This window comes from Methylophaga sp. UBA2689 (assembly GCA_002354555.1).
In the GTDB taxonomy this organism is placed as follows: domain Bacteria; phylum Pseudomonadota; class Gammaproteobacteria; order Nitrosococcales; family Methylophagaceae; genus Methylophaga.
The window spans coordinates 32,330-47,184 of the sequence record DELT01000106.1 but is presented as its reverse complement, the minus strand read 5'-3'; the positions used below and the strand labels follow the sequence as shown (position 1 = coordinate 47,184).

The 14,855-nt window shown below is 44.4% G+C and carries 12 protein-coding genes, 1 other RNA gene and 1 pseudogene; 3 read left to right on the top strand and 11 right to left on the bottom strand.

Features of this window, described 5'->3' with window-relative positions:
• A complete protein-coding gene (locus B3M51_RS13855; protein ID WP_292760006.1) occupies positions 1-1,377 on the bottom strand; it encodes a sodium-dependent transporter in 1,377 nt (458 codons plus the stop codon).
• Positions 1,378-1,454: 77 nt separating this feature from the next.
• Here B3M51_RS13855 and smpB point away from each other — a divergent pair, with 77 nt between their 5' ends.
• Together smpB and ssrA are read left to right on the top strand one after the other, a co-directional pair.
• Positions 1,455-1,946: an SsrA-binding protein SmpB gene (gene smpB / locus B3M51_RS13850; protein WP_292760004.1), complete on the top strand. Its 492-nt coding sequence runs from the start codon at positions 1,455-1,457 to the stop codon at positions 1,944-1,946.
• 64 nt (positions 1,947-2,010) lie between these two features.
• Positions 2,011-2,348: a transfer-messenger RNA gene (gene ssrA / locus B3M51_RS13845) on the top strand.
• 406 nt (positions 2,349-2,754) lie between these two features.
• Here ssrA and B3M51_RS13840 read toward each other — a convergent pair.
• From B3M51_RS13840 to msrB, 3 genes are all read right to left on the bottom strand, one after another.
• Complete coding sequence (locus tag B3M51_RS13840) at positions 2,755-4,083, bottom strand: APC family permease (protein WP_292760002.1); 1,329 nt, start codon at positions 4,081-4,083, stop codon at positions 2,755-2,757.
• Positions 4,084-4,389: 306 nt separating this feature from the next.
• Positions 4,390-4,896, bottom strand: coding sequence for a peptide-methionine (S)-S-oxide reductase MsrA (msrA, locus tag B3M51_RS13835; RefSeq protein WP_292760000.1), 507 nt, complete (start codon positions 4,894-4,896; stop codon positions 4,390-4,392).
• On the bottom strand, positions 4,893-5,354 hold the full coding sequence (gene msrB / locus B3M51_RS13830) for a peptide-methionine (R)-S-oxide reductase MsrB (RefSeq protein ID WP_292759998.1): 462 nt from the start codon (positions 5,352-5,354) through the stop codon (positions 4,893-4,895). The genes msrA and msrB overlap by 4 nt, the downstream gene beginning before the upstream one ends.
• 145 nt (positions 5,355-5,499) lie before the next feature.
• Between msrB and B3M51_RS14495 the strand changes: the two are divergent.
• Positions 5,500-5,616: pseudogene (locus tag B3M51_RS14495) on the top strand (AraC family transcriptional regulator CmrA); the annotation flags it as partial.
• A 12-nt stretch (positions 5,617-5,628) separates the two neighbouring features.
• Here the strand turns inward: B3M51_RS14495 and B3M51_RS13825 are convergent.
• From B3M51_RS13825 to B3M51_RS13795, 7 genes are all read right to left on the bottom strand, one after another.
• Entirely contained in the window at positions 5,629-6,084 is a 456-nt protein-coding gene (locus B3M51_RS13825; protein ID WP_292759996.1) for a hypothetical protein, read from the bottom strand.
• Between the two features lie 106 nt (positions 6,085-6,190).
• Entirely contained in the window at positions 6,191-8,164 is a 1,974-nt protein-coding gene (locus B3M51_RS13820) for a PhoX family protein (RefSeq protein WP_292759995.1), read from the bottom strand.
• Between the two features lie 14 nt (positions 8,165-8,178).
• Positions 8,179-9,003 carry an energy transducer TonB gene (locus B3M51_RS13815; protein WP_292759993.1) on the bottom strand — a complete coding sequence of 275 codons (825 nt, stop codon included), beginning with the start codon at positions 9,001-9,003 and terminating at the stop codon, positions 8,179-8,181.
• Positions 8,996-9,445: a protein TolR gene (tolR, locus tag B3M51_RS13810; RefSeq protein WP_292759991.1), complete on the bottom strand. Its 450-nt coding sequence runs from the start codon at positions 9,443-9,445 to the stop codon at positions 8,996-8,998. Before tolR ends, B3M51_RS13815 begins: the two co-directional genes overlap by 8 nt.
• Positions 9,446-9,452: 7 nt before the next feature.
• Positions 9,453-10,154, bottom strand: coding sequence for a protein TolQ (gene tolQ / locus B3M51_RS13805; protein WP_292759989.1), 702 nt, complete (start codon positions 10,152-10,154; stop codon positions 9,453-9,455).
• A 10-nt stretch (positions 10,155-10,164) separates the two neighbouring features.
• Entirely contained in the window at positions 10,165-12,042 is a 1,878-nt protein-coding gene (locus B3M51_RS13800) for a phytase (RefSeq protein ID WP_292759987.1), read from the bottom strand.
• Positions 12,043-12,124: 82 nt separating this feature from the next.
• The gene (locus B3M51_RS13795) at positions 12,125-14,626 is read right to left on the bottom strand and encodes a TonB-dependent receptor (RefSeq protein WP_292759985.1); all 2,502 of its coding nucleotides are present in this window, start codon (positions 14,624-14,626) and stop codon (positions 12,125-12,127) included.
• Positions 14,627-14,855 lie beyond the last annotated feature (229 nt).

The window sequence follows — 14,855 nt, the reverse complement described above, 5'->3', positions numbered from 1 at the left end:
TCAAAAGATGAAATCCAGAACACCTGTCAAACTCACGAATACAACAAAAATCGCTATTGGTGTGACATAACGAACCAAAAAGCGCCATTCGTGATAAATCAGGTGGGATTTAATCCCCAACTCTTCCTGAGTACTGCGTTGCGACATGACCCATCCGGCAAATATCGCAATGAGCATGCCGCCCAAAGGCAACATAATATTGGCAGTCAGATAATCCAGCAACTCAAAGGCTGTCATATCAAGCCAAGTCCAGTCTTTCAACACATTAAATGAGAACAGACTTAACAGCCCTAACAGCCAGACCAATATACCCACCCAGATGCAGGCATTAAGCCGTTTTATCTCAAAGTTTTCCACCAGCCAGGTGACCACAGGCTCAACCAATGCAATCGCTGAACTCAGTGCTGCAAAAACCAGAAGCAAAAAGAACATGGCACCAAAAAATGCGCCATTCTCCATGTGCCCAAAGGCAATAGGCAGCGTTTCGAAAATCAGACTTGGCCCGGCGCCAGGAGACATTTCGTTGGCAAACACCAATGGGAAAATTGCTAATCCAGCCAGAATCGCAACAGCTGTATCCATAAACGAAATTGCCAGTGAAACTTTAAAAATTGAGGCTTTCTGAGGTAGATACGAGCCATAAACCATAATGGCACCCATACCAAGACTTAACGTGAAAAACGCGTGGCCCATCGCCGTTAGAATTCCTTCGGTGGTCAGCCTGGAAAAGTCCGGTTTGAACAGAAAGTTTACCGCTTGATCAAAATAGACCCCGGTTTGATATGCATAACCGACCAAAATCAGCAGGATTATAAATAAAGAGGGCATTAAAAAGCGTACCGATTTTTCCAAACCACGCTGGACACCACGGCTGACAATCAACATCGTTAACATCATAAAAATGGTATGCCAGGCCAAAAGCTTTTCAGGATCTTTCACTAGTGCCAGGTGCAGGTTACGCGCACCATCGGATGTCACGCCCTCAAATACTCCAAACAATAAACGTGGAACATAAGCCATTGCCTGACCAGCAATCACACTGTAATAGGAAAGGATTAAAAAGCCGGCCAAAACGCCAGCGAAACCAAGATATTTCCACAGGGAAGAAGCTTTTTCTTCTTCAGCTAGGCTTGCCAGACTGTTAAAAGGGTTTTGACGACCACGTCGACCAATCAGAATTTCCGCCATCATGATGGGAACACCGATGGCAAAGATACAGGCAAGATAAACCAGAACAAATGCGCCGCCGCCATATTCACCAGCAATATAAGGAAATTTCCAGATATTTCCGAGGCCAACAGCCGCCCCCGTTGCAGCGAGAATGAAGGCCCAGCGTGATGTCCACTCACCATGAACCGATTTTAACGGTCTACTCATATCACACTCATTAAAAATAAATAGTCTCGATTCTGGGCGAATTTCCTAAAATGCTCAAGCCAAGCAGCAATCTGCCCATGTATAATGCCGCGATGGCCACCAAGAAAAAACCACAAAACACAGATAACACTATTGCCCGTAACCGGAAAGCACGTCATGAATTTTTTATAGAAGAAAAATTCGAGGCGGGTCTGGTGCTGGAGGGATGGGAAGTCAAAAGCTTACGTGAAGGCAAAGCACAGCTGAGTGATAGCTACGTGCTGATTCGTCATGGCGAAGCGTGGTTAGCCAATGCATTGGTTACCGCATTGAAAACAGCTTCTACCCACGTCGTTCCAGAACCACAACGCGACCGTAAACTGCTGCTCAATCGTAACGAGTTAAATAAGCTGATTGGCGCAGTTGAGCGCAAAGGTTATACATTGATCCCTCTCGCGATGTATTGGAAGCGGGGCAAAGCCAAGGTCGAAATTGCGCTGGCTAAAGGCAAGCAAATGCACGACAAGCGCGCTACCATGAAAGAACGTGATTGGCAGCGCGATAAAGAAAGACTGTTTAAAAATATCTAAAGAGATCGTCACGGAACTTTAAAATCCGTATAATGACTAACGTACAACAGACCTTTGGGGGCGACCTGGCTTCGACGTGGGTTACGAAACCTAAGGTGCATGCCGAGTACTCCAGTTCTTCTCGTAAAAAAGATTGGAAAAATATAGTTGCTAACGATAACAACTACGCACTAGCTGCTTAATAACCAGTGAATGCCGTCCGACCAGATCCGTGCTTGTGCGTCTGGTATCGGGCGTCGACTCTCACAAGATCGTCTTGACGTATGCTTGGTACTGATTGACTAAAACCTAACAAGATCGCTTCATGTTTTCCCTGTTCATCGGGTAGCTTGAAGTTAAATTAATAGATGAAATAAGCATGTAGAGCTGAAGGCAGAGGATTCGCGGACGCGGGTTCGATTAGTAAAATGGTCGCCACGGGGAGTGATCCCCGTTGGAAAAAGAGAGCTCATACGGTGAACGCTAAGGAACAGGGGTTCTATGCCAACGCCGTCCGGTCAATGGGAAACCAGTAAGCCGGCTAGAGACTCATAGGTTCCTAACGAGAGTCATCTCAATGGAATACTAGGGTGGGTAGAAGATAAAACCGATACTCACAAACGCTCTCCATCTGATAGCGATATCAGATGAAGGAATAGTCCAGGCCTGAATGAAAATTCAGGAGTCACTGTCCCGCCGCCTCCACCATATATACAAAACAACCACCTTCGGGTGGTTTTTTTGTTTATAACTGATGAACCAGATCGTTATCTTTTTCAATTACAAAATGAGCTATTTGTCATAGTCGAATAAAGTAAATTTGCGAGACTTATGTTTCCTGTTGTTGTCTATGATTACCAATAAACAAACGTTCACCTATAAAAATTATGGCTAAGCCAATTAGCGATGCCCAGATCACCAGCATATCTTGTTGTATTTTTATCCAGATAAACGCTCCTAAGACGATGACATCCAGGCATATGGCTGTAATCAATATCGCACCATTGGCTTCAATATCATGACGAAGCCTACGATAGACGCCCCAATGAATGGCAATATCCATAATGATGTAGAAAATAGCGCCTAGCGAGGCAATGCGGCTTAAGTCAAAGAATATAGTCAGTAGCATGGCAAAGACGATTGTGTAGACCAACGTATGTTTTTGCACACTACCGGGCATACCGAAATGGCGATGGGGGACCAGTTTCATATCCGTTAACATAGCCAACATACGAGAAACGGCAAATACGCTGGCAATGACACCTGATACTGTGGCGGCGATCGCAAATGCCACGGTTATCCATAATCCCCATTGCCCAAAGGCTGGACGGGCTGCTTCAGCCAAGGAATAGTCTTTAGCTTCTACAATTTCTTGAATAGAGAGATTGCCACCGACCGCGAGCGTTACAAGCAAGTAGAGTACGACGCAAATACAAATAGAAATGATGATAGCGCGGCCCACATTTTTATGCGGTTCCTTAATTTCCCCGCCACTATTGGTAATGGTGGTAAATCCTTTATAGGCAAGAATACCCAGTGCTACGGCTGCCAAAAAACCACTAAAAGTGGTTTCTGAAGGAGAAACAGAGATGCTTTCGAAATTGAAACCAGAGGCATAGAGTCCACCACCAGCTAATAAGACTAGCCCAGCAATCTTGATAAAGGCCATAAAAAAAGCAAATGATTGAATAAATTTATTGCTGAGAATGTTGATTATAAAGGCAAAAAATAGCAGTCCTACGCCGAGGGCAGGGACGAGCCAACTACCTGGACCAACATCAAATAATTGTAGTGTATAGGTACCAAAGGTTCGAGCCACCAGACTTTCATTGATGACCATGGAGAAATACATTAAGAGGGCACAGGCACCGGTCATGGTAGTTTTGCCATAAGCTTTTTCCAAAAACATGGCGATACCACCCGCTGAAGGATAAGCATTAGACATTTTGACGTAGGTATAAGCACTGAATCCGGCTACGATCGCGGCCACTAAAAAGGCGAGAGGAAACCACTCATGGGCAAGTTCTGCGATCTGACCGGTCAGGGCGAATATCCCGGCACCGATCATCACCCCGGTTCCCATTGATACAGCGCCCCATAAAGTCAGGCTGTTTTTTTGATAACTCGCTTTTTTATTCTCTCCTGAATTCTCTGCCACTGATCGCTCCTTAAAATGGGTGCTGATGAGTTAACGGTTTTTATTAGAATTAAGAAAGAGCTAAATGCTTAAGCTAACTGAACTAAAATAGACTGTAGAAACATTTTATTGATTAAGTCAGCTGATTTTTTATAAGGCAAAACAGATAAGTCAAAATCTAAGGATCAAAAAAATTAACCGATGTTAGATAATGTTAATAGATGTCATGCTCACTTGGTAAACGCACAAGTGATAAGAAAATATCTGCCCGTTGTCATTCGAACTCGAATGACAAGATTTAACTCGTATGATTACCTTAGGTGAAATTTATTTCGCTGGCAACTTCCATTTGGGTCGAATGTAATGACAGGTATAGCCCGTTGGATAATGTTGCAGATAATCCTGATGTTCGGGTTCTGCTTCCCAGAAATCACCGACAGGTTCTACTTCGGTAACAACTTTGCCGGGCCATAATCCAGATTGGTTTACATCTTCAATCGTCTGCTTGGCAATTTCGGCTTGCTCATCGTTGGTGTAATAGATCGCTGAACGGTAACTCATGCCCCGATCATTGCCTTGTTGATTTGGCGTGGTTGGATCATGGATCTGAAAGAAAAACTCCAGTAACTGTCTGTAAGTAATCTGCTCAGGATTAAAGATTATTTCAATGCCTTCAGCATGTGTGCCATGGTTTGGATAAGTGGCATTTGGAATATCCCCGCCGGTGTAGCCGACCCGCGATGAGATAACGCCTGGTAATTTACGAAGTAAATCCTGCATACCCCAGAAACAGCCACCGGCCAGTACAGCACGTTCAGTATTTGTCTCGCTCATTTTGTTTCACCTAAGGTTTCTGAAAACAGATTTTTAAACTCGTCGTAACCTTCTGCTTCAAGCTCTTCAACGGGAATAAACCGCAGGGATGCTGAGTTGATGCAATAACGCATGCCACCGGCTTCTTCAGGGCCATCAGGGAAAACATGACCTAAATGACTATCGCCATGCACTGAGCGAACTTCTACACGGCGCATGCCCAGGCTTTCATCAAAATTTTCGTTCACATTTTCATTCTGCACTGGACGGGTAAAACTTGGCCAGCCGGTTCCGCTATCAAACTTATCAACCGAAGCAAATAAGGGCTCACCAGAGACAACATCCACATAAAGTCCGGCTTCGTGATTATCCCAATAGGCATTGTCGAATGGCGGTTCAGTACCACATTGCTGGGTTACGTAATGTTGTTCAGGTGTGAGTTGTTCAACGATATTGGTCGATTTTTTATAATCTTTCATTGGAGTTAGCCTCTTTGCTTATTAGCTTGGACGTTTTATAAACACTATAGGCAAATTACAGTGCTGTTTGTTCACAAGAGTGTTTGGATTAATTAATTGAGCAACCAGACAGTTCAATAAGCTTTTGCTGGATGCTGCCAGCACTGCATATCAGGTGGGGTATGAAAGCCCATCACAATTCAGTCGTGAATATGTCCGTATGTTTGGACATCCACCAAAACGGGATATGATGCTTCTCCTAAGCGAGCGACCAATTGCCTGATTAAATTAACCACTAACAATCAGCTTCAACTACCTCAATACGGCCAACATCTTCATTATTTTTATCGGAATAGACATAAACAAGTTTCGCACCCGCCTTTAGAACAGGCTGCATATCAGCATTCCTGCAGAGGCTGGCGAGTAATTTGGGTTTGATATCCTCAAGTACTGCCGTCGGATTCACATCGTCTATAGTGATATTGGTTAATGAATAATAATAAGTCATCAAATCACCGGGACCGGCTAAAGCCTTATTAAGCTGGGTTTCGTCATCAATTTTGATGGGCGCTCTGGAATTAATTAATTTTTCAGCCTCCATAAAACCTTCCTCGATCGATGCCTCGGTAGGCAGTTCCTGATCATTGTCAGAGGTTAGGTAAGGTGAAGGTGTATTTATTAAACGCGAAGCTATCATGATAATAGCAACGAACAGAATTATGCCGATGACGAAAAGTAACTTTTTATTCATTATGCTGCCCGGTGTCTTTTTGAGGTTTAAGGATAAATAGAATCCTTGCAAGCATACCGATGCATCACTCAAATACAAAATTATCTACAGGGCGCCATTCTCATGGTTAGCGACCGATTACGCCACCATCATCTTTGGTAATAAGTACCGTAGTAGAGCGCGGACGGGTTCTGCCATCACTGGCTGGATAGCTCAGCCCAGGATGCTGAATGTTTACCCACATCGCTGTATAGTCCGGGCTCCAGGTAATCCCGGTAATTTCACACCCCCTGGGGCCAACCATAAATCGTTTAATTTCCCGAGTTTCGGGGTTGGCACATAACATTTGATTACAGCCCATGTTTTCCATCACAGGATCGTCATCATCGTAATCCGTCAGAATCCACAAACGGCCATCCTGATCGAAGCCTAAGCCATCGGGCGAAGAGAAGATATCGCCCTCGATATTACCAACTAAATGCTCAGCAACCCGCTTGCCATCAGCATTCTGTGAACCGGATTTTTCACCCGCCACCACAAATAATTCCCATTGAAAGGTTATAGCCGCTGGATTGGCCTGATCTTCCTGTATCTTGATAATCTGTCCATGACGATTATCGGGACGGGGATTGGCGGCATTGAGAACGAATTCTGTGCCACGCAGGTGATTATTGGTTAACGTGACGTAGACATCGAGATTATGTGGATTCACCGTTGCCCATTCAGGTCTATCCATAGGCGTTGCGCCTAATTGATCTGCTGCAGCACGTGCATTCACCAATACTTCCGCCTGGCTGGGAAAGCCATTTTCTGCGGTTAAACCTGAGTGACCATGCACTAATGGCAACCAGCGACCTGAACCATCATTATTAAAACGGGCAACATACAACGTGCCACGGTCGAGCATGTCTCGATGTTTTTCAGGTTGAGTTTTATCAAAGCGCTGTTCTGGCACAAACTTATAGATATATTCACCACGGGTATCATCACCCGAGTAAAAAGCCATTTGCCCATTTTCAGCTATGGCTGGCGCGACACACTCACGACAGAATCGACCAAAAGCAGTACGTTTTATCGGTTTACTGTCAGGATTAAAAGGGTCTATTTCCACCACCCAGCCAAAGCGATTTGGTTCGTTAACAAAACCTTGATGGGGAAGGGTTTTATTGGGCGTCGCATCAAACCGATTATCAATCGTATTCCAGCCGTATTTTTTAGCTTCTTTACCCGTTGATAATCCATAGCGACGATGTGAGGTACGAGACTGATAATCGGCCACATCCTGATTTACAAAATAGTTATGCCAGTTTTCTTCACAAGCCAGATAAGTGCCCCATGGGGTAAAACCATTCGAACAATTGTTCAGGGTGCCGATGATTTCCATCGCAGCAGGATCATCGACAGTTTTTAACAAGTCATGACCTGCCAATGGTCCGCTTACTTGCATTGCTGTCATCGCTGAAATACGACGGTTATAAACAGAAGGGTAGACGCGTTGCCATTGACCTTGTGAATCTTTTTTCACTTCAATCACACTGACGCCATGGGCAGCCTGTTCTTTTTTAACATCATCTAAACGACGTTTACCATCGACAAAAGTAATTCCGTCCTTATGTAGCGTCGGATTGACATACTCATGGTTAATCACCAACAAACCGCGATTATTGTCGTCTGGAAAAGCAAAAAAATGCATGCCATCATGATTTTGACCGGCCTGTTTTAATTGTTCCTGCCAGCTGTTTGTGGCGTCCGCCTGCCATTCTGTTGCACCGGTGACCACCGGATCTCCCCAGGAAAAAAATGGTTTTGCCTGATAGCCATCAGCCACAACAACACGATCAAACCCAGGATCAGTTTGAGGCTGGATGCTGTTAAAGCCAATAAAGGGGATATTCAGATTGTTTTTGCCTGCAGCAAATACCAGATTTGACGATAAATTGAGTCCAAAGAAGCCCAATGCCGCAGCATTTAAACTGCCTTTGAGCATTTGACGCCGAGACAACACTACTTGATTTAAATTGGGTTCGGCACTGTTATTAATGGCGATATCATCATGTGCTGACATCTGTTGATGAAAGTCGGAAACGCAAGGCTTATTCATAGAAAGTTTATTTTTCATTGGTTGATACGATATTCAAAAGTATTAAGTACGTTATTCACTGCTACCGCATTTCCATTCACCATTCTGGGTGAGTATCGAAAGGTTTTGGCGGCTTCTAAAGACGGCTTTTTAAACAATGGGTGGCAGTTTTCCAGGACTTCAGGTGTTTCCACTTTACCTTGGGTATTGACGGTATAACGCACCGTGCAATCACCTTCCAGGCCTTTTCGTAATGCGCCACGAGGATATTCTGGAGCCTGTTTTTCTATTGGTTTATAGCGCTCAACCGAAAATGGCTCACTAGCTTCAGCGCTGGCGATCACATCCTGCTTAACCGGTGTCCTCGCAGCGCTAGCGGTCGTTTTGGTTTGCTGCGCTAAGGCTGGTTTAGAAGGTTTTTCAGGTTGTTGGATAGTCTTTTCGACGATCTGTTTTTCTGGCTCAGCCTGCTTTTGGTTAATAGGTTTTGGTGTAACTTTTTCAGGTATTGGCTTTTCTTCAACCCGTTTAAAAGCCAGTTCATTCTGAACCACGGGTGTTGGTTCAGGTTTTTGCACCACGGGTGGGGGATCAAACACAGGTTGAGTCGGTTCCGGGATAGTCAGCGGAACCGGCTCAACCGGTTTGATTTCAGGGGCAGGCTTTGACAGCCTTAACATTTGAATTTTAATCGTACTCAGTTTTGGCTCATCCTGCTGAGCAGGTGTCCATGAGTTCAATAACAATCCGGCCATTGCCAGATGAAATAAACCGACCAGTAATAATGTCGATGTTTTTACTCCATCATCCTCTGCTGGTGGCGTTAAAAAACGATCATCATAGAATCCTGCATCAGTCATCAGGCGACTCCGTGATCAGCCCTACATCTTCTATGCCGACTTGTTGTAAAGCCGCAATGGCTTTGACGACAGACGCATAATCAGTTGCTTTATCACCGCGAATGAAGAAAAGTAAATCAGGATGCTGCAGCCTGATCTGATCAATTTTCATCACCATTTCGTCCAACGTGACCGCCTGATCTGAGCGTGATTTGATATCTACCTCAGACCCCACATTCCAGTAATAACTGCCGTCAGCCACGACCGATAAACTCAAAATGGTTTTTTGACTATCCGTGGGTAACGCTTTGGCTGCAACTTTAGGCAGTTCAAGTTTGACGCCTTGTACCAGCAAGGGTGCAGTGACCATAAATATGACCAGCAGCACCAGCATCACATCGATATAGGGCACCACATTCATTTCAGCTTTGAGGGCGTGTTTGGTAACAGGTTTTCTTAACATGATGAATTCACGCGACTTTAGCTAATGGAGTGCGATGCATAACCCGCTGTAATCGGGTGATAAATTCATTACCAAAATGATAATAACGGGTACTTAATGCGCCAGCACGTTTGCTCAATTGATTGTAGGCAACAACAGCGGGTATTGCAGCGAACAAGCCAATCGCTGTGGCGATAAGCGCCTCAGCAATACCGGGTGCAACAGTATTTAACGTGGCTTGTTCAACTTGAGATAAGCCAATAAATGAATTCATGATGCCCCACACCGTACCAAACAGACCGATATAAGGGCTGACTGAACCGATAGTGGCTAAATAAGAAAGTCCTTTTTCTAATTCAACTTCCTGTTCACCAATATTAACCAGCATTGCCCGCTCGACATTTTCGACAATTTCATCTTGTGGCACAGCATTCAGTTGTTGATATTTTTCATACTCCAGCCAACCTGCTTGATAAATAGCCGGAAGTGCCTGGTAAACAGACTGATTATTCGCTGCCGAATCCAGTTTCGTGATATCTGCTGTTTGTCTGAACTGTAGCTGGAATTGACGGTTTTGTTTTTCCAGACAGCCCAGTACCTTGGATCGCCAGATAATCAAATACCAACTCACCATAGAAGCTAAAACCAGAATAATCATCACGATTTTTACCAGCAGGCTGGCATCACTCACCAAGCCCCACATGGTCATTTCATGCATTGTAGATTCCATGAGTGACTCCTTATTTCTTAGTCGCTGAAAGGCCCAGTTGGTCAGCGATATCTGACCACGGCACATATTTGAAATTTTGATTTTCTACCGGCATCCGGTTGCGTCCGTCCTGCACCACCAACATGCCTAGATGCCAGGGTTCACCCAGATTGACGCTGGTCACATCCAGTCCATCGGTTTCAGAAACACCATCAATCCCTAAATCCGTATTAAAGCCCACCCGGAAAACACCTCGGTAAGCAAATGGGGGGAGGGCATCGAGCACGACGTAACTATCATTACCCTGACTGGATATGACCAGATAATCCTCACCTTGGGTTTGATATAAGCTCAGACCTTCAATATCAGCTTTGAGATGTTCACTGACTGACATGACTTCAGTTAATGTGGCTGCTTTATTAGATCTGGCATCCAAGGCCCATACCGCTTTATTTTCTTCACCGACAAACAAACGATGGTTTTTATCGTCCGCGACACAGCCTTCGGGTTGGGATCTCAAGCTAAATTCACGCACCAGTTCAGCATCAATCTTGCCGTGGTTATCCTGAATGCGATATTGGAAAAAACGACCGTCTTTATCATTCACAATGGTGTAAATATCACCCGCATGATTTTTATACATACACAAGCCGTAGATATCCTGACTTGCCGTCGGCACTTGGCCTAACTCACTGACGACTCCCGAGGCGGGGTCAATGGCAAACACATGTAATGAGTTGTGGTCACGATTACTGGCGACAGCTAAATCAATTTTTTGACCGTTTAAGTTAAAACCCGATCGCACATCGACATTGTTAACCCGACCTACCGCCAGGTGTTGTTGCGTTTTCCCTTTCAAGTCATACACCACTAAACCACCTTGTTTATCGGTGCCTAAAACTCGACTTTGTTGAGGATTTTTAGGATGAACCCAGATGGCCGGATCATCAGCTGCATCACCTAAACTTGGCACAGGCTCAGTTTGTAGTTGAGGTTTTATCACCGGAATCGTCGCTGCTTGAGCGGTGTCCTGATAATTCCAGGGCAAGCTGAATGTCGCCATACCGTCATCATGTTTAATGCGAATGGTTAATTGCTTATCGTTTAGTCGAGCACTGATATTTTCTGGATCAGAGAGGTTTGTTAATGGGTAGCTTGCAAGCGAATGCCAAACGCCATCGTTATTTTGATAGGCATGTAAAGTCTTAGCTTCTGAATCAAGTACCAGTAAACCACCAGGTACCAATGCCATTCCTGCTGCACTTTGTGATAACTGTCCAAAGGGTTGCATTAATGCGACAGGATTACGGATAAGGTCTGCCTCAGGATGTGCCTGGTAGGCCCAGATCCCAACGTTTTCTTCATTGGTATACATCACTGATTGTTGATCATCGACCTGACAATATTCACTGTTGGGTGGCGTGCTCAAGCGACGGATTAATTTAGGCTGCGCCACTGAAGTGTTAGCATCAGAAACCAACCATTGCTCACCATGGCCTTCTTCGCCAACCAGAAACATAAAGCCATTATGGGCTTCATCCTGATACAGGCAGACACCATCAATTTTAAAGGCCGGTTGCGGTATATAAACGGGTTGATTCCACTGTTGGGTGGTTTTATCAAATATCGCCACCATGGCTTGCTGACGATCCACATCTACCGTAGCAAGCAACAGCCCTTTATGAATAAATCGGTGGTCTATACTGCCAAAGTTACCTTTTAACAGGCTGAGTTGCTGGCCTTGTTTATCTTCAATGACAATGCCCTTATGTTCATAAGACAGCAGGCTATCGGCCTTAGGCATCATCTGATGTTTCATTAACAGTTGGGCAGCTTCAATTTGCTCATTATTATTTGAAACTGATAGCAGCTCAGCGTTTGCTATGACGTTAAAAGGGGCTGTCAGCATGCAAGAAGCCAGTGCGGTCAGTTTTAGCTTGAATTGGTTTTTTTTCATTTGCTTCACTTTAAAGTTGATAATCAAGATGGTTTTAGAAATTGGTTAACGTAAAACCAAGCTTGATGGTCGGACCGTATTCTTCATATTGCGCGTTATATGAACTGCTGCGGTTGTAGACATAGAAACTTTCGTCAGTGATATTTTTCACTTCCAGGCTGATTTGAGCATTTTTAGTCAAGAAATAGCTGGCGCCGAAATCCAAAAATACTTGTGAATCAACATATTGATCCAGTGCTTCATCATCAATGGCAGCCACTTCGGATAAATAAGACGATTTATAGTTGGTTGATAAACGCATGCTCAGCTTGTCGTTTTCCCAACCGATCATCAGATTACCCACTTGTTTTGATTGACCCGGAAGATCGATGCTACGTGTTTGTCCAAGTCCTTCTATTTCAGCATCGGATTGACTGAAGGTCGCATTAGCACCCACTAACAGGCCATTCCAGGGTGCGGGTAACCAACTGAGCTTTTGAGAGTAGGCGAGTTCGATGCCGTAGACCTCGGCTGAATCACCATTGGCAAATGTTACCGCTTCATCAAAGTCGGCGAATAAGCCAGTGCCGGAAACATCGGTGTTATACACAAAGTCGGAAATATCTTTATAGAAAACATAGGCTGAAACCGCACCGGCTCGACCCATATAATGTTCAATGCCGAGATCCAGGTTTTTAGAGGTCATCGGATCTAAGTCAGGATTACCAAAGCTGGCACTGTCGCCACTTTCGATTGAGAACCCTGGAGCAAGTGCTTCAAAGGTAGGCCGAACAACACTATTGGTCCAGGCCGCACGAATTTGTGTTTTATCATCTAAATAATAAGTGCCATGCAAACCAGGCAACCAATGGTTGTAGCTGTTTTTACTCGAAATGCTTTGGTAATCACCATCTCTTATTCCGGTACCTTTAGCCTTAAAGCGAGTGCCTTCATAACGCAGGCCAGCGATGATAGTCCAGTCATCCAGATCCAGGGTATTCATCACATAAGCCGCGTTAATGTCTTCATTCATCACATAATCATTAATACGTGATTCTTCTTCATTAACGTTATCGGCTTTATTTAATTTGTTCAGTAACGCCTCAACCGCCGAGCTGCTGATGCCGTTACCAAATTGATTCAAACTATAATCTACATTTCCAGCGCTATATGCCGCCAAATTGGTGTCATTTGTACCGAAATCTTCAAATTCCCAGGCTTCTAAATCATTATCTTTTTCACGACGTGATAATTTGCCACCAAATTTGACTTGTGATGCATAGCCTTGAAAATCAAAATCTCTGGCAAGATCAAACTTGATGTTTTTTTCAGTATCGGTGGTTTTTTGCTCTTCCCATTCCACGCTATCCAATTCAAAACTGTTGGGATCATAATAATCTGCACCAGCATTCAGCGTGGGTTTAGAGGTACTGCTATAGCCGACACCATCAAAATCGCCAACAAATTTGGCGCCGGCAATATGACCGGGTGAATCTTCACTGGCGCGGCTGTAACCCACTTGTCCATTGATCGTCCACAAGTCGATGGTTTTTTCTCCACCAAATACATAAGACTGGATTTCTTGTGTTTCTTTACGATCTTTTAGCTCACGGTAACCTTCTGCATCGTCACCTGATTCATTTGGGAGGAGGGGATCGTCAAATTCTATGCCCGCGCCATTACGCGTTTCTGTATCGGTAAACTGGCTAAATAACGTTCTTAAATAATAGTTGGTATGGATATCGGCTTTATAGTCAAAGTTAACCCCCAGACCCAGCCGTTCACGGGTGATATCGTAATCACGCTGTTCGAGCTCTGCTAAACGAGGGCTACCTTCAAAATCCCAAGCACCACCCGTTTCAACGTTATCAGAACCAAAATCCCGTTTTTGCCAGCTCAGAGCAGCGGCAACGCCAAAGTTATCAACGCCTTCGCCTACACTAAAAATATTACTGAATGCACCAGAACCTTTGGGGCTGGTTTGGTCGGTATTATCGTCATAGCTGCCTTCAGCAGAGAGGGTATAAAACAAACCATCATGATCAAACGCCGATAAACTTCTGACATTGACCGTGCCGCCAAGAGAGTTGGCATCCATATCCGGTGTCAGCGTTTTCACTACAGAGAGTGACTGAATCAGTTCGCTGGGTAACACATCCAACGCCACGGCCCGTGTGCCATCTTCAGGTGAAGGGATATTGGTGCCATTAATCGTGACAGCATTTAACTCCGGTGCCAGCCCACGCACCGTGACAAAACGGCCTTCACCCTGGTCATTTTCAACTGAAACGCCGGGCAAACGTTGCAAAGCTTCAGCAGCATTATCATCCGGTAATTGCCCAATACCATCGGCGTGAACCACGCTTTCAATACTGTTTGAATTACGTTGTTCATTCAGAGCTTTATCAATCTGCACCGCTTGACCGAAAACCTGCACCTTTTCCATATTGATTTCATCGGTTGCATGAACGCCATTACTGAAAACGCTCGCTATGCTTAAAGCAATCAGACTGAGTTTATGACTCGGCCGCTCTGCTGTATCAACTGTCACTCTCATAAAATACCCTTGTCGTCATAGTGGTGGATGGCGGCAAGTCTATGGACGGTAAATGACAGATCGATGACAGCTAAAAATAAAAATACTAAAAATCAATAACTTATAGGTGTTTCTAGGGCTGTTTAGAGCTCATATGACTGAGGAATATAGCGTATTAAAACATTAGGAAAGCTATTTTAAAGAAGTAAATATCCTATTAATTCAGTCAGTTAAGTTGCATTTGGTCAAA